The 20,040-nt window shown below is 52.3% G+C and carries 12 protein-coding genes; 5 read left to right on the top strand and 7 right to left on the bottom strand.

Annotation, left to right across the window (positions count from 1 at the left end):
• Positions 1–862: 862 nt before the first annotated feature.
• On the bottom strand, positions 863–1,582 hold the full coding sequence (locus P0Y67_RS14445; protein WP_342392431.1) for a helix-turn-helix transcriptional regulator: 720 nt from the start codon (positions 1,580–1,582) through the stop codon (positions 863–865).
• Between the two features lie 54 nt (positions 1,583–1,636).
• Between P0Y67_RS14445 and P0Y67_RS14440 the strand changes: the two genes are divergently transcribed.
• The gene (locus P0Y67_RS14440) at positions 1,637–2,002 is read left to right on the top strand and encodes a VOC family protein (RefSeq protein WP_342392430.1); all 366 of its coding nucleotides are present in this window, start codon (positions 1,637–1,639) and stop codon (positions 2,000–2,002) included.
• 81 nt (positions 2,003–2,083) lie between these two features.
• On the opposite strand, the gene P0Y67_RS14435 is transcribed toward P0Y67_RS14440, so the two are convergent.
• Genes P0Y67_RS14435 through bcsQ form a run of 5 tightly spaced genes read right to left on the bottom strand, consistent with a single transcriptional unit; the run spans position 2,084 to position 12,687 of the window.
• Positions 2,084–5,887 (bottom strand): cellulose synthase subunit BcsC-related outer membrane protein, encoded by a 3,804-nt coding sequence (locus P0Y67_RS14435; RefSeq protein ID WP_342392429.1) that lies wholly within the window; start codon positions 5,885–5,887, stop codon positions 2,084–2,086.
• Positions 5,878–6,987: a cellulose synthase complex periplasmic endoglucanase BcsZ gene (gene bcsZ / locus P0Y67_RS14430; RefSeq protein WP_342392428.1), complete on the bottom strand. Its 1,110-nt coding sequence runs from the start codon at positions 6,985–6,987 to the stop codon at positions 5,878–5,880. The genes P0Y67_RS14435 and bcsZ overlap by 10 nt, the downstream gene beginning before the upstream one ends.
• Entirely contained in the window at positions 6,984–9,272 is a 2,289-nt protein-coding gene (bcsB, locus tag P0Y67_RS14425) for a cellulose biosynthesis cyclic di-GMP-binding regulatory protein BcsB (protein ID WP_342392427.1), read from the bottom strand. The genes bcsZ and bcsB overlap by 4 nt, the downstream gene beginning before the upstream one ends.
• Before the next feature lie 3 nt (positions 9,273–9,275).
• Positions 9,276–11,897 carry a UDP-forming cellulose synthase catalytic subunit gene (gene bcsA / locus P0Y67_RS14420; RefSeq protein WP_342392426.1) on the bottom strand — a complete coding sequence of 874 codons (2,622 nt, stop codon included), beginning with the start codon at positions 11,895–11,897 and terminating at the stop codon, positions 9,276–9,278.
• Between the two features lie 4 nt (positions 11,898–11,901).
• Positions 11,902–12,687 carry a cellulose biosynthesis protein BcsQ gene (gene bcsQ, locus P0Y67_RS14415; protein ID WP_342392425.1) on the bottom strand — a complete coding sequence of 262 codons (786 nt, stop codon included), beginning with the start codon at positions 12,685–12,687 and terminating at the stop codon, positions 11,902–11,904.
• A gap of 667 nt (positions 12,688–13,354) precedes the next feature.
• Here bcsQ and bcsE point away from each other — a divergent pair.
• From bcsE to P0Y67_RS14395, 4 genes are all read left to right on the top strand, one after another.
• Positions 13,355–14,935 carry a cellulose biosynthesis protein BcsE gene (gene bcsE, locus P0Y67_RS14410; protein WP_342392424.1) on the top strand — a complete coding sequence of 527 codons (1,581 nt, stop codon included), beginning with the start codon at positions 13,355–13,357 and terminating at the stop codon, positions 14,933–14,935.
• A complete protein-coding gene (locus P0Y67_RS14405) occupies positions 14,932–15,078 on the top strand; it encodes a hypothetical protein (RefSeq protein WP_342392423.1) in 147 nt (48 codons plus the stop codon). Before bcsE ends, P0Y67_RS14405 begins: the two co-directional genes overlap by 4 nt.
• 22 nt (positions 15,079–15,100) lie before the next feature.
• Positions 15,101–16,744, top strand: coding sequence for a cellulose biosynthesis protein BcsG (gene bcsG / locus P0Y67_RS14400; protein WP_342392422.1), 1,644 nt, complete (start codon positions 15,101–15,103; stop codon positions 16,742–16,744).
• A gap of 187 nt (positions 16,745–16,931) precedes the next feature.
• A complete protein-coding gene (locus tag P0Y67_RS14395; protein WP_342392421.1) occupies positions 16,932–18,542 on the top strand; it encodes a methyl-accepting chemotaxis protein in 1,611 nt (536 codons plus the stop codon).
• 59 nt (positions 18,543–18,601) lie between these two features.
• On the opposite strand, the gene P0Y67_RS14390 is transcribed toward P0Y67_RS14395, so the two are convergent.
• Complete coding sequence (locus P0Y67_RS14390; RefSeq protein WP_342392420.1) at positions 18,602–19,480, bottom strand: hypothetical protein; 879 nt, start codon at positions 19,478–19,480, stop codon at positions 18,602–18,604.
• Between the last annotated feature and the right edge of the window lie 560 nt (positions 19,481–20,040).

Raw genomic sequence — 20,040 nt, 5'->3', positions numbered from 1 at the left:
ACAATCTGATCCTGCTAAGTTATGTAGCTCAGCATATAGATACGTATTATTATCATATTTGAGAAGAAATAGGGACGATTTTACGAATGGGGCTGTACCGCCAGAAGAAAACGGAAAGGGGCACTAATAAGTTTCAAACTTAACCATTTTCCCAATCCAGGGAAAAATTCAGGACGAATTTTTAGGTTGTCGGCGCTGGGAGCGCTTACAACCGCCCCGGACCACGCCAAAGAACAACAAGGGCTTTCTGGACACTCTTTGGCCCAACAAAGAGTGTCTGGCGCGCATCGCACCATGCCAAGAGAACCACAGAACTCAAGCGCGACATACCTCACCCAGCCTTAAAAGTCACACTCGCTGCACGGGAATAACAGCTTGAAAATGTACATTGATGGCACTTCCTAGGGAAAAATTCAGGACGAATTTTTAGGTTGTCGGCGCCGGGAGCGCCTACAACCGACCCGGACCACACCAAAGAACAACCAGGGCTTTCTGGGCACTCTTTGGCCCGACAAAGAGTGTCTGGCGCGCATCACACCATGCCGAAAGAACCACCAGACTCAAGCGCGACATACCTCACCCAGCCTTAAAAGTCGCACTCGCTGCACGGGAATGACAGCTTGAAAATGTACATTGATGGCACTCCCGCAGGGAAAAATTCAGGACGAATTTTTAGGTTGTCGGCGCCGGGAAGCGCCTACAACCGACCCGGACCACACCAAAGTACCCAAAGGCATTTCTGGGTACTCTTTTTGCCTCAAAAGAGTACCTGGCGCGCATCACACCATGCCAAAAGAACCACCAGACTCAAGCGCGACATACCTCCCCCGTACCAAAATCCCCAGCCGTACCTTTGTGCACCTCAGCCCTGACGCAGTCTTAACTCCTTCTCCCGCCACTCCCGAAACAACCCATGACGCCGCCTCGGATACCCCTGATCCATCATCAAAGCATCCGCAACCCACTCCGTACGGAAGTGACGAAAATCCTGCCGCAGTTCGCACCAGGCGGCGAGTACCCTGCCCTGGGCGAAATAGCCGATCGCAAACGGCCAGATCACCCGGTTACTCTCTTGCCCATCGGCCGCGCGATAGCGAATGGCGAGTTTTCTCTCCAGCCGGATGGCCTTTCTGAACAGGGTGAGATCTTCCGGGGCAAGCTCAGACGGCGGGCCGACGCGCAGCGGGACTTCATTGGCGCCCTGCACCAGATCGGCGGGAAGTACGGCAGTGACTTTCGCCAGTGCGGAATCGGCGGCGCTGGCCATCGGCACATCGCCAAAGGCCGAGACCCAGCGGACACCCAGCATGATGGCGCTGATTTCATCTTCGGTGAGCATTAACGGTGGCAGGAAAAATCCCGGTTTCAGCACATAGCCCATGCCGGGTTCGCCCTCGATCTGCGCCCCCTGGGCCTGCAGTGTGGCGATATCCCGGTACAGGGTACGGATACTGATATTCAACTCATCAGCCAGCCGCTGTCCGCTGACGGGCAGCCGGTGCTGGCGAAGAATCTGCAGTAATTGGAGTAATCGTTCGGTACGCATAGGCAACATGATACTGCCACTTTCTGACAGTGTCACGCGCTAATCTCAGCGCTGTACACACAGACGATTAACTCACAGAGGAAAGAGAGAATGACACCTAACCTGTTGCTGCTGTATGTGAAAAACCCAGAAACCAGCGCAGATTTCTATCGCCAACTGCTTGGCCGGGAGCCTGTGGCCGCACTGCCGACTTACGTGGCGTTTGAGTTTGAAAACGGCTTTAACCTGAGTTTGTGGTCAGAGCAGGCACGCAATTTTGTCTCCGGCGGCGAGGGCCATCGCAGTGAATTCGCGTTTATGGTGCCGGATGACGATCAGGTCAAAGCGCTGTATGACCAATGGCAGACTGCCTGTGTCGTGATTGAGCAGCCTTTGCATGACGCGGTCTTTGGTCTGACTTTTGTGGCGCTGGACCCCGACGGGCACAGAATCCGGGTCTGCACACCGGATGAGTAACGGGGAATCAACCCATGATCAACAGGCGCAGCTTCATGCGCCTGTATTTATGTGTTGCAATGTCAGTGACGGTTGCGCGTATCAGTCAAAATCGCTGTACAGGCTGGGCACAGTCGGCGGGTAATCGATCGGTTGCCAGCGATCATTGAAGGTAAACCGGGTATAGAGCATCAAATGGTTTGGCTCGTAAAAATCAGAGCGCTGCAAGTCCAGGGCGACCCCGACATACCAGCGGCTGCTGACCCGCTTTTCCAGTGCGCCTTCCAGCGAATAACCAAAACCGCCGCCTGTGTCTGATTCCCCGTCCGACTGATAGGGCGCATCTTCTCTCGACCAGGAATTGGACACAGAAGCGCTGACCAGATACGACCAGCTGCTGTTATAGCGGCCATAATAATTCACCGGCAGCGACAGCGACACATAGCGCTGCGGGCTGTAATACCCGCCGCTGCCCAGCGTGTACTCGCTCAGGTTTTTATCGTAGTCAAAATACAGCAGATTGGTGCCGATACTGAAACGCTGATCATCGGTGGCAATCAGTTTGTAATAGCCGCCGCCCAGCAGGGCCAGCCGGGTATTATCAGCCACATTTTCGCCGGTGATCAGATGATGTTGCACACTGCTCCAGAAGCCGTACGGACCGCCAATGTCCCAGCTGGCATTGAGCTTAACGCCTGTGCTGACCACACCGCCCCATTGTGTGCCGGCTGGATCAACAGAAGAACCAGCCGTCACTTGGGGCACACTCATCCCGGCATACGACAGCACACTGCTGGTTTCCGGTCGGCGTGACAAGGTGCCGGACACACCGAAATCGCCGATGTCGCCCTCAAGCGTAACGCCGCCCACCCAGGTTGACTGCGCAAAACCCAGCGGTGTGGTGCCGATATCGGCCTGCCAGTTGTCGGCCTGCCAGCCGATGCCCAGGGCCAGCCCGGTGTCACGGGCGCGCAGCGTGTCGTATTGCGCATTGGAATCGGCAAACCTGTCGTAATAGTCCAGATCGCCGGAGTCGAGCGAGACATAATCGGCCCGCACCATCAGATGGCCGTCCCATTGTTCGAGCGGGATCCGCGCTTCAATCGGCACCTGACTGGCCTTGTTTTCCCCGTCCCGGGCACTGTAATCCCAACCGATCATGATGTGGCCGTCGCTACGATCGCGCAGACGGTCGATGTCAGCTTTGACATTGCGGGTCAGCCAGTAATCGTCGGCCTCCTGATACAGCGTGCGTAAATCGGGTGACTGGGCCTGCGCCGCCTGTGCATCGGCGCTTTTTTCGATGCGATCCGCATTCAGTGCCTGATAGCCACGCTGCTCTGCCAGCGCCCACTGCTGATTATCCATCGCCAGGGCCATGCTGTTGCGGTAATCCATCGCATCCGCGTCCGGCCGCTGGCTCAGTAAACGGTTCAGTTCACGGGCTTTATCGTATTCGCCCTGACGGTTCATCACAGGGGCGGCGGCCATTAATTGTCTGGCCGTCAGCTGGGCACGGCTGGCATAGAGCTGCTCAGACACTGGCTGATAAACGGCCGCATCGCCCAGTGCGGCACTGGTTTGTAACACGCCGAGCCGGGCATCGGTGCGGTAAGGCTCGGGGGCGGGTTTAGCGTCGGTGAGCACATTCTGATAAAGCGCCTGCGCCCGGCGGAACTGCCTCTGTTCAGTCAGGAGTTCTGCTTCGGCCAGCAAGCGCCGGGTATTGAGCGCATCCAGTTCGGTAAGCGATACGGCGTCCCGCTGCCCGTTGACACGCGCCTGTCCCTGCTGCGCCAGCCACAGATCAAAGGCGCTGAAGTGCGCCAGCTCAATCATCAGCTCACCATAGCCAAGCTGAGCATTCTGCGGCCAGGCATCATTCGGGGTTAACTGACGGTAGATTTTCTCAGCCTGCTGCCGTTCACCTAAACCGGACCAGCTTATGGCCAGCCGCGCCAGCACGGCCGGCTGACTGGCATACTGCTGCGCCAGCGAATGCAGTTGCTGGCGCACGGCATCCGGGTTGGCCTGATAGCGGGCAGGTAAATCTGCCAGAGACTGATTCAGGCGCAGCCGCAGCAAATTACGCTGCATGGCCTCACTGCGTCGGGCAGCAGGCACGCGCGATAACACGGCAATGGCCTCATCATCGCGACCGGCCTGACTCAGGTATAACCCGTAGGCAAACTGCATCTCCGGATCGCGGCTGTCAGCGGCCCATTGCTGCATCAGGGCATCGGCCCGGCTGCGCTGCCCGGCGGCGACTAAGGCATCGGCGATATCGCGGCGCTGCCAGGGAGAGGAGGGATCCAGTTGGAGTAATTGTTTGGCGAACCGCTCTGCGGCCTGCGTATCATTCTCTGCCAGCGCGCTGCTCAGTTGTTGCACCACTAACTGGGTTTTCATCTCCAGTAAGGTGTCGCGAATTTGCCGCCGCTGGGCCGGAGGCAACTGCTCCGCAAAGGTAATCGCCGCCACCAGCCCCTTGCTTTCCAGAGTCAGATTCACCAGGCCGCGCACGATCTGCGCATTGCCGGGATCACGCTGCAAGGCTTGCCGGTAGGCCTGCCCGGCGGCAGCAAATTTCTGCTGCTGCTGATACAGTTCTGCCAGTTTGAGATAGGCATAAGGTTCGGCGGCGTTCACTGGCATGGCTTTCCGATACGCGCGCTCGGCCTGACTCAGTTGGCCTTTTTGTCTCAGCGCATCGCCTTCATCCAGATACGCCCAGTAAGAAGAGGCCTCCACCAGCGACTGCCACTTACTGACATTGTCCGGATCATCATCGAGCTGCTGCGCCTGTCGGAAGTAATCCAGTGCTTTACCCTGCTGCCCTTGGCGCAGGTACACCATGCCGAGGCCGCCCAGGATGTCAGGATCGTCCGGGCGCGTGGTTAAAGCGTATTCCAGTTGTTTTTTGGCTTGCGGGTACGCCCCTTGCTCTATCAGCGCCAACCCCTGAAGCTTGGCCAGATAGGTGGGATCTTTGCGCAGGCTCTGCTCAGTTTCCCAGCGCGCCTGGGCATTGCGGTTGGCACGATTGATGGCGGTATCAGACGAAAAATAGCTGGCGACAATGGCGTACTGTTCGGCCACTTGCGCTGATATCGGCTGCTGATCCAGCGCGCGCAGCCAGGCATTGGCCGCCACTATGCCGATATCCGAACGCAGTGCCAGCTGGCGGTAAGTCGCCAGAATCCAGGGATCGGCGGCATCGCGACGACGAATATGGTTTGCCAGCGCCAGCTGAAAAGCAGGCACGCCGGGATACGCGGCATTGAGCTGCTCCAGCCCCTGTTTCACGCTTTCCCAGCGCTCGCTGAGACTGCCTTCGGCCTGCAGGTATTCCAGCTGCAACTCGGCCGAGGGCATACCATTGGGGAACAGCGCATCATAGGCTTTCAACGCTTGCTCATAACGGCCGGCGCGCACCAGTAATCGGGCTTGCTGCAACTCGGCTTTTTTGCGGCCGTTAATGGCAATCAGATCATTCAGCGCCTTGAGCTGCACCGACTGCGGTGAGCCGGCTCTTAACTGATTTCTGACTTCCTGCGCCTGCTGCAGCTGGTTTTGTTTGATCAGCAGCCGCGCCTGATAATACAGCCCGTCCGGGTGCTGGCTGTCAATCGCCAGTAATCGCTCCAGCGCACTTTCAACGATATCATCGCGACCTAACGCCGTGGCCAGCTCAATCTGATTGACCAGAAAATCCACCGAATTGCTATCCGACGGCACGGCGGAAAAGGTGGTCACCGAGTCTACCGGCTGGTAGACCTGCTCAAGCTGCTGAGCTGTTAAAGGTGTTGCCGGCACAATTCCGGCGTAAGCGGACAGGCTGATGGTGCCGGCGCTGAGACCCAGTGCAATCAGGATACTGGCGTTTAGCGAAACAGTTACTGACATCCCTTTTCCCATGCTGGCTCCAGTTCACCCTGTACGCCGAAGCGATAACGTTGCTGGTGCCAGCCTTCGCCAAACAGCGCCAGCACATTGTCGTAATAGTGGTCGTCCTGATTTCTGATCAGGTGCCTGGCCGCCCGCCCGGCCTGAGCCTGCAACAGCGCGGTTTCACCTGACGCGGCCAGCAAGGGCAGCATGGCGGCCGAAAATCCGGCGCTGCCCTGTTCCTGATACTGGCCCGTCTGAGTGTTCACCGTACGTGGCGGGGCCGACAAAGCCGCCGTGGCCGCCACCATGGGCTGCATTGCCTTCACCAGTGCTGCTTTGTCTTTCGAATCGTCGCTGAGCATGCCTGCCCATAAGTAGGTACGAATGGCGTTATAGCTGCCCACCGGCCCGGTTTGCTGATCTGCGCTATAACGGCCGTTGGCCAGCGTGGCCCAGTCCGGGCTGAAACCGGCGGGCATGGTGTCCAGAATCATGGCAAGGCTGGTGCGGTACAGAGATGTCCAGCGGTATTGCGGATACAGCTGTGCCATCCGGGCAATCAGCTGCAGCGGCAGGTAACTCGGATTGACCCGATACTGACCGTTCTCCAGCTCAAACCCCACCGATCCCGGCAGCAGCACAGTGCCCAGGCCGTCGACATCCACGGTTTCTTCGCGCAATATCCGGCTGGCGATCAAATGGCCCAGCGATTGGTAATAATGGTTATTCCAGAGGCGGCCCGCTTCAGCCAGCGTGTACGCAATCCAGAGATCAGAATCCGAGGCCGGATTATCATCCAGCACGCCCCAGCGTCCCGATGGCTGTTTGCCCCACAGCCAGGCCGGCAAGCGCGCCGTCAGATCGCCTTCGGCCAGCTGGCTTTGCGTCCAGTCCAGCAGGGCGGCAAAGGCCGGTTTGTCATTGGCTATCAGGGCAAAAAACAAGCCGTACGACTGGCCTTCGGATGTGGTGATCCGGCGCTCGTCACTGCCGTCTATCACGCGGCCATCGACCAGATAAGCCGATTTGAACGCTTGCCACTGCGGCCATTCACAGCGGTTTGCCAGGCTCTGGGCACTGAACAGCAGACTCAGCACAAGTATCAGGCTTTTCATGCATCTTCTCCGTTGCGTGCCAGCCGTCTGGCGGCAATTTTCCGCAGCACCCGCCACAGGAAGACAGTGACAATCACCACCAGCAACACCGCCAGGCAGGCGACAAGCACAGGGTGATTGGAGAAGTGATACCAGATCAATTTCAGCACCGGCAACTGGCCGACAAAATAATGCTGGCCGACGTTATAACTGGCCACTTCCTGATTACGCAAGATCACCACAGAGCCTGACATGTGTTCCACTTTGCCCGAATCAATAATGGCATTATCCACCAGGCTCAATGCCTGCGGACTGGCAGCCATGATTGCGACCAGGCTGCGCTTTTTGGTGAACGGCGATTCCATGCCTGTGATGGCGGCAAACTTGCCGCTGGCATTGACCGACACCAGATCGACAGCCTCCGGATTGTCAGACGCCCTGCCCAGCCAGTTCATGCCTGATGCGGTTTCGTTGCGGCCCGGCAGACGGATCTGGCGCTGACCGGACTGCAAAACCAGATTAACCTGATCAGGATGCCCAATCGCCTGGTTCAGTTCCTGCGCCACACCAATACTCAGGATATCCTTGCCTTTCAGCGTGGCGCTGTCCCACTGATCTGCGAGTGAAACTTGAATGGCCGGGTAACCGGTGTCTGCCCCCAGCCGGCCCATGACATTCAAAAAGGTTTGCAGCACTTCGGCTGACGAAGCGGCGGGCAGCACCACAACCGTGTCCGACAAGTCTGCCATGCGGGTAAACGGGAAGCCGGAGGTTGCAAAGGAGCGCAGGTTCGGCATCTGGATATAATGCGGAAAGCCGCTGAAATCAATGGTCGAGTCGCCGTCAACCACGGCATACTGTTTGCTCGGCTGGGTGATCTGGCAGTTCCCTTCCGTGACAGAGGCAAAGCCGAATTCGAAATCGATGAAATTTTTACTGCCCACTTTGAACGCCGGAATCCGTACCCTGTCACTGCCGCCCAGCAAGCCGTCGTCCAATAAGGGCACCCGGACACGCTTGGATTCACCGCCCTGACCGGCTGTGGTCAGGTTAAACGCTTCGACAAACTCATCGTTGATCCCCAGCGTCAGCCGTGAGCCCGAGTTATCTTTCATTGGCGGCGAATAGCGGTACTGCAGATCCATCGGAATACCGCGGCTCTGCCAGGTGAACAGATCCGGCGGCAGCTGAAAACTCAGCCGTACCGGCGGCGGGGTACGGCCTTCCACCTGCAGCTGACTGCGCTGTTCCACCAGCTCAGTGAACGCCACGGGCCTTGAGGTATCGACCCAGTTGGGCGCGTCATAAGGGACGCGGGGTTTGACCTGCACCACCTGATTGATCTTCGCCATCGGGCCGGTTAACAACTGGGTGCCCAGTGCCAGCCCCTGAACCGCGGTATTGAGATCCTGGCTGTCGCGGCCCTGCACCAGCAGCAGTTTGACATAAGGGTTGGTCGGGTGGGTGATCACCTGTAAATACGGCCCGTCGGCATCCGGAAAGTCACGCAGAAAATCGGGTTTATTGTCATTGCTGACAAACACCACAGCATGCTGCTCTGGCAATTGATCGAACAAGAGCGAAAATTGCGCGCCCCGCCACCCGGACAGCGAACCAAAGTGGGACGCCAGCACGCCCGCCGCTTTTATTTCTGCCAGATCATAGTCTGCTCCCATAATGACCGGCAGGGTTAACTTGCCAAAATCACGGGGATCAAAAAAGGGCGCCGGCAATAAGCTCAAATCGCTTTCAAGCCGGGTTTTCTGCACAAACAGCTCGACCCGGCTGCTCTGGCTGATCTCCGCCCAGATACTGGCATCATTGGGGTTAGAGCAGGTTTTATGGGTGTTGCCAATCAGCTCAAAGCGGATCTGGTTATAGTTACTGAAATAACGCGAGTCCAGCGGCATGGACACGCTGCTTTTTTTGCCCTGCTGGCCATCTGTGACCGGCACGACCCCCATCAGTTCATTGTTGAGGTACACCTTGATGTGAGACACCAGCGCCAGCAGCGCCGGTGAAGGCGTAACATCAAAATGCAGGTTGGCTTTGGCAATCACCTCATCCAGACGCGAGCCGAAACCGACATTGGCGTTGGCTTCACTGCCGTAAATACCGATAGAGCCATTAAAGCCCAATTGTGAGAATGGCAGCTCTCGCTGGATAACGGGTGAGAGCTGATGTGAAGGTGTCGTGGCTCCCGCTGAATCGGCGTTAACTGCCGTGGCCTGCGCACTGGCCATTGCCGCCATACCCAGACTGCTGAGTATGGCAACCACTGTTTTTATTGTTTTATTGATCTTCATTTTTTAAGCCCTGTTGGGGACATTACGTGGTCTCAGTGACCAAATCAGGCCACCAAAGATTGAAACACCCTGCGCCAGCGCAGCGACTGGTGCCGGGCTGTGCTGAATCAGGCGGCGGTATCCGTTCCAGCCGACCTGCAGCACAGATTTCATACTCGACATCGGCTTATCCGACTGATAAGACTGCTGCCACTTCGCCCAGATGTCTGCTCTGGCAAACGTACATTGCACGTACTGAATTTGCTGCTGTGTGCTGAGTTCACTGAGCTGCAGCCCCAGCATGCCGTTACCGGTAAAGGCGATGGTCGCCGGAAACACATAGGATTGCTGACCACGACTCAGCACCACCTCCAGTTTCTGATTCACCTGGACATTCAGTCGCTCACTGTCCTGTTCGCCCAGCTGGACCCGCAAGCCACTGAGCGAGAAATCTTTCATTTCAGCCTGCAGCAGGTGTCCGGATCTGAGCCTGACCGCCACCGGCATAGAGACTTCAACCCGGTGATCACGGCGTATTTGCTTGGCTTCAACAGCCACCGCCACTGCCGCGCCGAGGATCAGCAGGTTGTACAGGGTCCAGACAATATTCACCAGCACGGTCGCCATTTCGTTATCCGGCCCCCATCCCAAGCGGTACAAGCCCATGCCGAGTCCAATCACATTCAGCAATACCAGCACCAGATAGGGTCGGGAGATCACCCAGTCATAATGGGATTCTTTGACCAGCCCGCCCTTGGCGGTGACATTGAACTGCCCTTTGTGCGGGGCAAACAGTGCCACTGTGGTCGGGCGCGCGATATACCAGGCCAGAACGGTTTCATACACTTCGCCCCAGAATGAATAGCGAAATTCCCCCTGCATCCGCGAGTTGGTCATACTGGCATGCACCATGTGCGGTAACACGTACAGAATGATCGCCAGCGCCGGTGCATAAATAATGAAGCTGTGCAGCAATAAGAACGCCAGTGGCGCGGTCAGGAAAATGATCCTGGGAATACCCGACAAAAAATGCAGCATGGCATTGGCATAACACAAGCGCTGGGACAGCTTAAGTCCTTTGCCGGTCAGCGGATTATCCACCCGGAAAATCTGCGCCATGCCCCTGGCCCAGCGGATTCGCTGGCCGACATGCGCCGACAGCGTTTCTGTTGCCAGACCGGCTGAAATCGGTTGTTTCAGATACGCCGAGTGATAACCCAGACGGTGCATCCGCAGTGAGGTATGCGCATCTTCAGTGACTGTCTCCACCGCTATGCCACCGACCTCTTCCAGTGGCCCGCGGCGTAAAATGGCGCATGAACCGCAAAAGAAAGTGGCATCCCACAGATCGTTACCGTCCTGAATCAGGCCGTAGAACAAGTTGCCCTCATTGGGCACATCGCGAAAATTGGCCAGATTACGCTCAAACGGATCCGGCGAGAAAAAGTGGTGCGGTGTCTGAATCAGCGCCAGTTTTGGATCTTTCAGGAACAGGCCCATGGTCAGCTGGAAAAAGGCTCTGGCCGGAATATGGTCACAGTCAAAAATGGCCACATATTCTCCCTGAGAGCGCTGCAGGGCATAGTTAATGTTGCCCGCTTTGGCGTGCTCGTTGGTTGGCCGTCGCAGATAGTGCACGCCAACTTCCCGGGCAAAATCGCGAAAACTGTCTCGCTTACCATCATCCAGAATATAAATATTCAACTTATCCTTTGGCCAGTCGACGCCCAGAGAGGCGTACACAGTGGCACGCACAACGTCCAGATCTTCATTATAAGTCGGTATCATTACGTCAATTGTAGGCCAAACTTTTGTCTCTGACGGCAGGGCAACCGGTTTTCTGTTCAGCGGCCAGATATTCTGAAAGTAACCTAAAATCAGCACGATCCAAGAGTAGGTTTCTGCCAGTAACAGTAAAACGCCCAGCATAAGCGCCAGAGGGTCATCCCAGTTCAGGGTGGAAGAATAGCGCCACCACAGATAGCGGCACGAAGCTGTGACCGACAGGATGATCAACAGCAAGGTCGGAAAATGGCCGGGCATTCGCCGGCACATCATGGCCAGCGCCCACAGCAGCAGCACAAACACCATCTGGGCTTCCAGCCCGAACGGCACGGTAAAACAGATCAGGGCCAGCAAGACCACAGCGATCAGCAGCAGAACATTGATCATCCGCCCGGTTTTGCTTTCTCTTAATACCGTCTTGAGATCTTCTGTGTCGGCGTCGGTCGCTTTTTTTTCCAGCCATTGAATGAGGCCGGCAATGCGCCCAAAGGGTAAATAAAAGATGGCTTTCACGCGGCGGATCAGCTGTTTGGTTCCCGCTTGCAGTCGGGCTTTAAAGTGGCCCGGCGATTGCGGCCTGACGCACAACAGCCACAGGCTCTGCAGCACAAAACGCACAGGATCCAGCAACGAAGGAGAAGCAAAATTGATGTGCGGGTAGTAAATCAGCGGCAGACGCCATGCCGGCACGCCGGCAATCTGCGGCTTGAGACACACAAACGCAAAGGTAAACCATAACCCGAGTATCAGGCTTCCCGTGCGGGAGGCAGGTGTATTTCGCTCGCGCTCATAAGCCAGCTTTTGCACTTTAAACTGCTCAATAACCCAGGATTTAAAAATCAGATTTAAGGTGTTGAACATAGACTCAGGAAACACACTGGATGGCTGATAATTGCGACACGCACCAAAAGGCGAGCGACTGGTAATCTTTTGCCGCCTGGCTGGTTGGTGAAAACTGCTGCACCGTGGTCAGGTTTGCCACACTGTCCATCAGAGCGATATCTCGGTGTAACAGAACCGGTGACATATCAGCATCAAGCTCTTTTTTCATCACCAGCATGAAATCGCGGCTGATCTCAGTTTCTGGCTGATATTGATTGAGCACATAGCGCACTTTGGCTGACACAGGCGCATCGTTAAACACAGTCAGGGTCTCAGAGACATCTTGCAGCACGCTGTAACAGGCAGCGTCCGGTGTTAACACCACCAGCACGGCATCAAAAAAATACCCGAAGGATTCATCTTCCAGTATCGCCAGATCTGACGCCGCCAAATGTACCAGTTGCCAGTGATCCTGATTGTCACCGAGGTCAACCCGCCCGAGTGCTTCCAGGATCTCGGCAAGATAAGGGCCGCGATTCGCCTCAAACTGCCGGGCGTTCTGTAATGACAATTGGCCAAAAGGCAAAAATGTTACACCATTGGGACTTTCAAAGCCGGCCGATTGCCAGTCGGTGTTTGCACACATGTGGCTGGCCCACCCTTCAACGCTGGAGAGTGGTAAACCAAAGTGTAAACGCAGCAAATTGGCCGGGACAGCATCCACAACCAGCACATTTTTCTGCACTGGTACGAGCGCCTGTGCCAGATTGGCTGTGACTGTGGTCGCCCCGGCACCGCCACGCAAGCTGAGGATCCCGATCCTTTTCATGCCATATCGGCCTGGCTACTGTTTTCCATGTTCGTGCGCCTTGTCCCGTGAAGTGATTTTTTACTTTTTAATATCAACCACTTGTTTTTAATTTTTGAATAATTTTCACTTTCGTTTAATTCAACATAATCATGATTTGTCATGTTGTAAGATGCATAAATTGCATCAACATCTTTCGCAGGCATTACCACAATAATTCACCACTACTTCATCGAATTTATCAATGCCGTTCATACATATTGTATTTAAGTACATAATTTTTAAAGAAACAAACAGGTGCTAACATTTATTACATTTTTGCCTTTTCATTCTTAACACTCAGTCCACAAAAAAATAAAAAACCGATTCAATAAACTTGATGCGTGTGACTCACACGCTTCCTGATACAACCGGAAAATAATGATAATATTACAATTAATTATGTGTGCCTTTCAGTTCATAATCAAATGTCATCATCAATGCATCGGCCACATGCCAAGAGAACAGTTCTTTATAGATTTCAGTCTTTACCAAGATACATCAGACGAATGATTCGACATTTTGGGCAAATTCTATATGATCTGATTATATTAGTAACATCTTTTCTGTCGCGATCTTACGGTGATGGTACCTCTGAAAGCGTTAAACAGCAGGGAAAAGTGCCGATAGCGAGCAACTGGTATTTTATATGTCTACAAATCCGGACTTTACACACTTTGTCGAAATAAACAATTTTCCGTCGGTTTATGTGACTCTTTTTGACCAGAAAACCATGGCAATCGATTATCTGACAGCCATCTTGAAACAGAATCAAAACAATGGCTTCACTTGTTTTACAAACAAAGATAACTTTTACTCAGGTCTGAACGTTCAAGAAAGCGTTCAGCTTTCAGCGACATTAAAGGAAAAGTGTCAAAGAACCTTTTTTCTGAATCAGAATAAAACCAAAAATGGTATCCATTTTCATTTGCTGCTGGATGATCTCATCAAATTAAAAGTCGCAAAGCACTCGCTTGCTATCCTTTTTGTGCCGGATATATTTTTCACAAATATTAATAAAAAAAATCTCACTATTGTTTTAAAAATGCTTCATAAATACGCTGCTGACCATGAGCTGGCGATACAGCTCATGGTGTACGGCTCTGTCACCTCAACCGCATTAAAACCGGCATTACTGTCACTGAACCGCTATCTGGCAGGGCTGGCCGCGATGGGAATGATCAGTGACAACAAATACAGCTACCATGTGCATTTCTGGGCAAAATCAGACGGTATTCAATCAGATAAAAAGTTTGTTGTGCAAAAAACGGCCCCGGGTATGCTGACTGCGGTGCCGATGTCCCCCACCAGTATAGCGACATTCAGTAGCCAGGATGACACGACCCTGATTGTGATGAGTCATGCTGTGCTGGATGAAGACATCCCACTTCCTGCGCATGTTCAGCTGGCAGCGAACAATGCAGAGATCATCCGTGATTCAGCAATACCGCATTCAGCGACATTGATCTTGTCCTGTCAGTCGCCGGAGGAGATCCGCCAGCTGGCGGTCGACTGCCTGCATTTACGACAGCAAGCCGGCCCGAAGCTCAAAATCATCATCAGAGAAGTCAGACAGTGTCTGCGATATGCCGATGAGACTTTCCTGCTGCGCGCCGGCGTAAATCTGATTGTGCCTTATCATCTGCCTTTCCTCAGAATGATGAGCCAGGTTGATGCGATACAAGGGCAACGCATGACGCGCTCACTGCCGGACAATACGGAAGAACTCTTGTTACATGACCCGAACTACAATGCACGGGGGTATCTGGATAATCAGACATTTATCCAGTATTGCCATGCTGTAATGCAGCAATTGACCTCCCCGCAACTGGGTGTGGTATTGATTAAACTCAAACTGCTGTCCGGCATGCAGCCGGAGGAGTGTCTGCGGCTGTGCCATATCCGGCGTGATGGCGATGTGATTACTGCCTGCAACCATGCCTTGTACGTTCTGTTCAGTGCCATTCGCCAAACCGATATCCATACCGCACTGAATCATATTTTTGATGTCCCGGTCCGGGATCTCTTCCGGACCGTTCATGTCATCAGTGCACACTATGAGCTGGAAAAAGAGCTGGAAGTGGTTGGCAAAGAAGCTTTGCCGGTTTCGGCAGAAATCAAGAAAATCACCACAGAACCGGCGATTTTTACAGTAAAAAGCAACGCCGAGGATGAGATGGCGACCCTTTTTGCCACCCCGAAGCGCATTCGATTAACAGGTGAATCATGAACATTGATGATTTTCTGCTCACCGCAGGGTTCAGCCTGATCACAGGTATGGTACTGGGTTATTACCTGCGCCAGCTGATTGCGCTGGGCAAGCGTTTCCATCACAGGTTTATCAGGCGCTCCCGCTACTTTGAACAAGACTGAATCTTTCAACTAAGCAGAGACTATGACGATTACACGCTTTTCACATTCATCACAGCAGGTTCAAGGACTGGGGTGGTGGAATGTTTATTTCATTGCCAAATTCGCCCTGTATTTCCAGGGGACGATTGATTTCCACCCGCTGGAAAACGTCGTGCTGGCCCTCTTTCTGTTATTGCCGCTGCGCTCTCGTTTGCTGGCAACGGTCAGGTTCGTCATCGCTGTGCCTGCAGCGGCCTGGTTGCTGCACTACGATTCTTTTCTGCCGCCTTTAGAGCGCCTTTGGGGGCAAATGAATCAGTTAATGCATTTCGAATGGCGTTATCTGTTTGAATTGGCTGGCCGTTTTGTCTCTGTCCAGGCGATATTGGGCCTGTTTGCCGTCTGTATCGGTTATTACCTGCTCAATCGCTTTTTACGCATATCCGTGCTGGTGATGGCGGCGATGTTGTTTTTCAGTCTGCCCTCCAGCCAGATACCGCCTGTCATTGCGGATCAGGGAACGGCTGATAACACGACCCCGATCACCCAACCCGCAGGCAATGTAAACACAACGGCTGCCAACGTGCCGGCGGGCACGGACGATGCCTCGCTGAATCAATACGTCTCTGAGTTCTTTTCCCGTGAAGCAAAGCGGCAAGTGCTGTTTGATGACAGCGCTGTTCAGGCTGCGCCATTCGATATTCTATTTCTGAGCATCTGCTCTGTTGCCTGGGACGATATTGATATTGCCGGGCTGGAAGATCATCCCTTGTTTAAAGAATTCGATGTCCTGTTTGATCAGTTCAATGCAGCGACTTCCTACAGCGGGCCTGCCGTGATCCGTCTGCTGCGAGCCAGTTGCGGGCAGGAAAACCACAGCCAGCTCTTTGCGGGCGCACCGTCTGAGCAGTGCTACCTGTTCGAAAACCTGAAACAATTGGGTTTTGAAGAAAATCTGGTGATGAACCACGACGGGGTTTTCGACAATTTCCTCGAGTTAATTCAAACCGAAGGGAATGTCACGGCAGATCTGATGCCGCAAACAGATTTTTCTCCCTATCAGAAATCGTTTGACGGTGCGCCGATCTACCGCGACAAAGATGTCTTAAATCACTGGTGGCAGCAGCGCCAGCAGGAAGGCAGTGACAAGATCGTCGCGCTCTACAACACCATTTCTCTGCATGACGGCAACCGGATCATTCACGGCAACCAATCCACCGGGCTGGTGAGCTACAAACTGCGGCTGAAAAACCTGCTCGACGATCTGTACGCTTTCTTCCAGTCGCTGGAACAATCGGGCCGGAATATTGTGGTGGTGCTGGTGCCCGAACATGGCGCGGGCATGAAAGGCGATCGGATGCAGATCACCGGAATGCGGGAAATCCCGTCGCCTTCGATTGTGCATACCCCTGTTGGCTTAAGAGTCTTTGGCAAAAACATCGTCCGTACCGGCGAGACAGCCCGCGTGACAGCACCGTCCAGCTATCTGGCGTTATCTCAGCTCATCGCCAATGTCTTAGAACAAAACCCGTACCTGAGCGGCAGCTTTGACCCAGCCTCACTGATCAGTAACCTGCCTGCCACGCCTGTGGTCGCTCAAAACGAAGGCTCTACTGTCATCAGGGTGCAGGGCAAAAACTATGTCACCCTGGATGGCAGCAACTGGTCTGAATACCCGGCGAAATAACACCAGATATTCTCTGCCATTTCCCACGCCCCCATTCGGGGGCGTGGAAGTTACATCGGCAGATTGAACGGCAACAGCGTGACTTTCAGTCATTTGCATAAAAAATAAAATAGAAAAGATATTATTATTTCTCTTAACCATGCAAAATACCGCCCTTATACGCCTTCGGTATCAAGCTTAAATTCATATGAAAAAAAATATATTCACAAAACTTCTCGCCGTGCCTGCCACACTATGTGTATTTATGTTCATACTTTTCTGGAATCAAATGTCTGGAAATAAAGACACGTTAAATGCAATGAACTCAATCTATCTTGATCGTGTCATTCCTTTGCAACAGTTAAAAACAATTTCTGATGCCTTTGCGGTTGATATTGTCGATGCGTTCAACAAATGGAATATTGGTGCACTCTCTCAGCAAGAGCTGGAATTATCGGTCTTAAAAGCCAAAGACATTGTTGCGAATACTTGGGATAATTATCACTCAACCCAATTAACGGCCGATGAAAGAGCCATCTCAAGAACACTGACGGTTGAAATCAATGCCATAAAACAAGAGCTTGTTGCGCTTTTAGAAGAAACGAGAAACCAACCTGATGCTAAACATCAAATCGTCCACAGAGTCTACAACCGTATAGAGCCTCTTTCAGATCAAATAGACAACCTAATTAATATTCAACTAACGACATCTGAACATATTTATCAAACAAGTAAAAATACCTATGAAGCTAATGTTCAGCTTGGGATCATACTTCTTGTTGCTGCCTGTATGACCGGCTTCATCTTTTCTTTCTGGATCATACGGAAAGAATTACGCGTGTTGCCTGAAATTACTGACACCATTCAAAAAATGTCTGATGGTGACTTTACTCCACGTGAAATGACGAAAGCCAATAATGAACTTGATTTAATAACGTCATCGTTGCAAACCCTCCAGCACAGTATTTTCAGCATCATCCAGTCTTCAGAGCGAATTCAAGAGCAGCTGGCTGTAAACCAAACGCAAATATCGACAGTGATACACAACAACTCTGAGAATGCCCAGCGCGAGTTATCTGAAATAGAACAAGTCGCAGCCGCTGCGACAGAACTGTCTTCAACCGCGTCTGATGTTGCCCACAACGCGCACTCGGCGGAAACTGCAGCGATTGAAGCTATCACCATCATCAACGCCAGCTCAAGTACGCTGCAACGCTCCGATTCTATTGCTGAAAGTGTCAGTGACTCTATGAAAGAATCTGCACGAATAATCAACGAATTAAGAGAGCATTCAGAAAAGATAAGCTCAGTGGTTGATGTGATTAACAGCATATCAGAGCAGACCAACCTACTGGCGCTCAATGCCGCGATTGAAGCTGCCCGTGCCGGAGAACAAGGCCGGGGGTTCGCGGTTGTTGCCGATGAAGTCCGTGCACTTGCAGCCAAAACACAAAAGTCGACCATAGATATTCAAACAATCATCAGCCAGCTTCAGGAACAATCCAAACTTGCAGATGAACACATGAAACTCAACACAGACATGGTTTCAGAGTCTCAGATCATTACTCAGGCTTTGTCCGATGCGTTCAAAACGATTTCAGAGCAGGTTGGGCAAATTTCGGACGTCAATGCGTTAGTCGCTACCGCCTCAGAAGAGCAATCTTCTGTCACGAATGATATCTCTCACAGGCTGGAAGAAATCAGTCAAATCGTGCAGAAAAACTCTGAGAATGCCAGCCAGACGACACTGGCAAATAACGATATTTCGACATTAACTCAGCACCTCAGAAAAGAAATGGCTTTTTTTAAAGTCAGATAACATACAGATCAGGCCCAGCTACGGGCCTGAACTATTAATAAATCACTTTCTTGTCACGCTTAAAGAGGCTGACATCTTGGGCATGGCGGTTTCGGTGTGCCCGGTACTCTCACATAACCTAAAGACATACCATCGGTATACTTTCCGTCAGACAAAGTCACGCTGACACTATTTATACCTGGATTGGCTGGCGTAATACTGATTGTTTTACTGCCCTTCAATGCACTCAGGCTCACAGATGTAGAGGCAGTCTGGCCATAGAGATCATCCCGGACATGAATAATCAAGCGGGCATTCACGCTACTATCTTTCGCCGCTGTTGAGTATTTATCAATCAGATATTCTATATTTGCCTGCACTTTGCCCGAAGCATGGGTCGCACTAGCACTGACAATTCTAGGCTTCTTCTGAACCCAGACACCTTCAGCCGAACACATACCGCCGGATCGGTTTATCCAGACTAATCCGTAACCGTAAGTACGTGAAAACTTCATATTAAGATAGGAATTGGCATCAAGGTTTGATTTATCTTTACCGACATAGCCGAATTCTGAATTGTTGAAATGCACATTGGCATAACGATCAAATAAGTTGCCTTTGGCACGGAATACTTCATCCTGAACCACATGTTTTGGCACTTCCACCCGCAAATAGTCAAACGAGTTGAAAAGGTTAATCAGCGACTCAAAAAAGTTGGCATATTCTTCCTGATTATAATCCGTTTGATCCGGGTTAGAAGGATCAGGATAGGTTTGAGGATCGTTGTAAATATTGTAACCACTCTCGACAGCACCCTTCACATCTTCTGATTTAAAATCATATGATTTGACTCGTCCGTATTCGCAGCCAGAGGGTAAATCAAAGTTACGTGCCTGAGTGCTCACTGAAGTTGCCGCTAATGCTAAAGCAGCAAAAGTAAGAGCGTATTTTTTCTTCATTGTCGTCATCCTTGTTATTGATCTCTATAGGTGTTGCACTACCAATAAATGCGCACATAGGTGCATGTGCAACTAAATCATATAACGGGAGTCGGAAGATTTAGACAATGAGAAAAAGATAAACATGAGACACAGGAATGATATTTACTCACAAACATTGCATATCAATGTGATCAGGTATCATTTTCGAACACAAACGAAGGTAACCGACTTCACGGTTTCCGGCTTATTTCCCCTCCATTTGGGTCGGACTACTGATGCTGTTTTGATACCAAAGTGAAACTAAGGACAGTGAAACTAAAACTGAATTAATAATCAGCTTAAGCGACAAGATATTGACAAACATTGAGTACAGCAACAACCATCTGCAGACGCAGCCCCGGTAGAATGATAAAGACCACCGAGCAATGATGATCCCCCTCAGGGCGTAGAAAAGGGGGCGTAGAAAGGGGCTGAGATAGCAGGATCACAGTTCAATTTTTTCTTGCCATACAATGAGTTAATCGGTTCACATTTCAATTCAATTTCACCGGAAACGGCATTTTCAGCGTTATTTTTTG

The organism is Photobacterium sp. SP02, from assembly GCF_038519165.1.
Taxonomy (GTDB): domain Bacteria; phylum Pseudomonadota; class Gammaproteobacteria; order Enterobacterales; family Vibrionaceae; genus Photobacterium; species Photobacterium halotolerans.
This window is presented reverse-complemented; position numbering and strand designations above follow the sequence as displayed.

Bases quoted from the DNA above. Each gene is read 5' to 3' on its own strand.
- bcsZ (WP_342392428.1), bottom strand. From the start codon at position 6,987: ATGAAAAGCCTGATACTTGTGCTGAGTCTGCTGTTCAGTGCCCAGAGC.
- bcsE (WP_342392424.1), top strand. From the start codon at position 13,355: ATGTCTACAAATCCGGACTTTACACACTTTGTCGAAATAAACAATTTT.
- P0Y67_RS14395 (WP_342392421.1), top strand. From the start codon at position 16,932: ATGAAAAAAAATATATTCACAAAACTTCTCGCCGTGCCTGCCACACTA.
- P0Y67_RS14435 (WP_342392429.1), bottom strand. From the start codon at position 5,887: ATGTCAGTAACTGTTTCGCTAAACGCCAGTATCCTGATTGCACTGGGT.
- bcsQ (WP_342392425.1), bottom strand. From the start codon at position 12,687: ATGAAAAGGATCGGGATCCTCAGCTTGCGTGGCGGTGCCGGGGCGACC.
- bcsA (WP_342392426.1), bottom strand. From the start codon at position 11,897: ATGTTCAACACCTTAAATCTGATTTTTAAATCCTGGGTTATTGAGCAG.
- P0Y67_RS14405 (WP_342392423.1), top strand. From the start codon at position 14,932: ATGAACATTGATGATTTTCTGCTCACCGCAGGGTTCAGCCTGATCACA.
- bcsG (WP_342392422.1), top strand. From the start codon at position 15,101: ATGACGATTACACGCTTTTCACATTCATCACAGCAGGTTCAAGGACTG.
- bcsB (WP_342392427.1), bottom strand. From the start codon at position 9,272: ATGAAGATCAATAAAACAATAAAAACAGTGGTTGCCATACTCAGCAGT.
- P0Y67_RS14390 (WP_342392420.1), bottom strand. From the start codon at position 19,480: ATGAAGAAAAAATACGCTCTTACTTTTGCTGCTTTAGCATTAGCGGCA.
- P0Y67_RS14440 (WP_342392430.1), top strand. From the start codon at position 1,637: ATGACACCTAACCTGTTGCTGCTGTATGTGAAAAACCCAGAAACCAGC.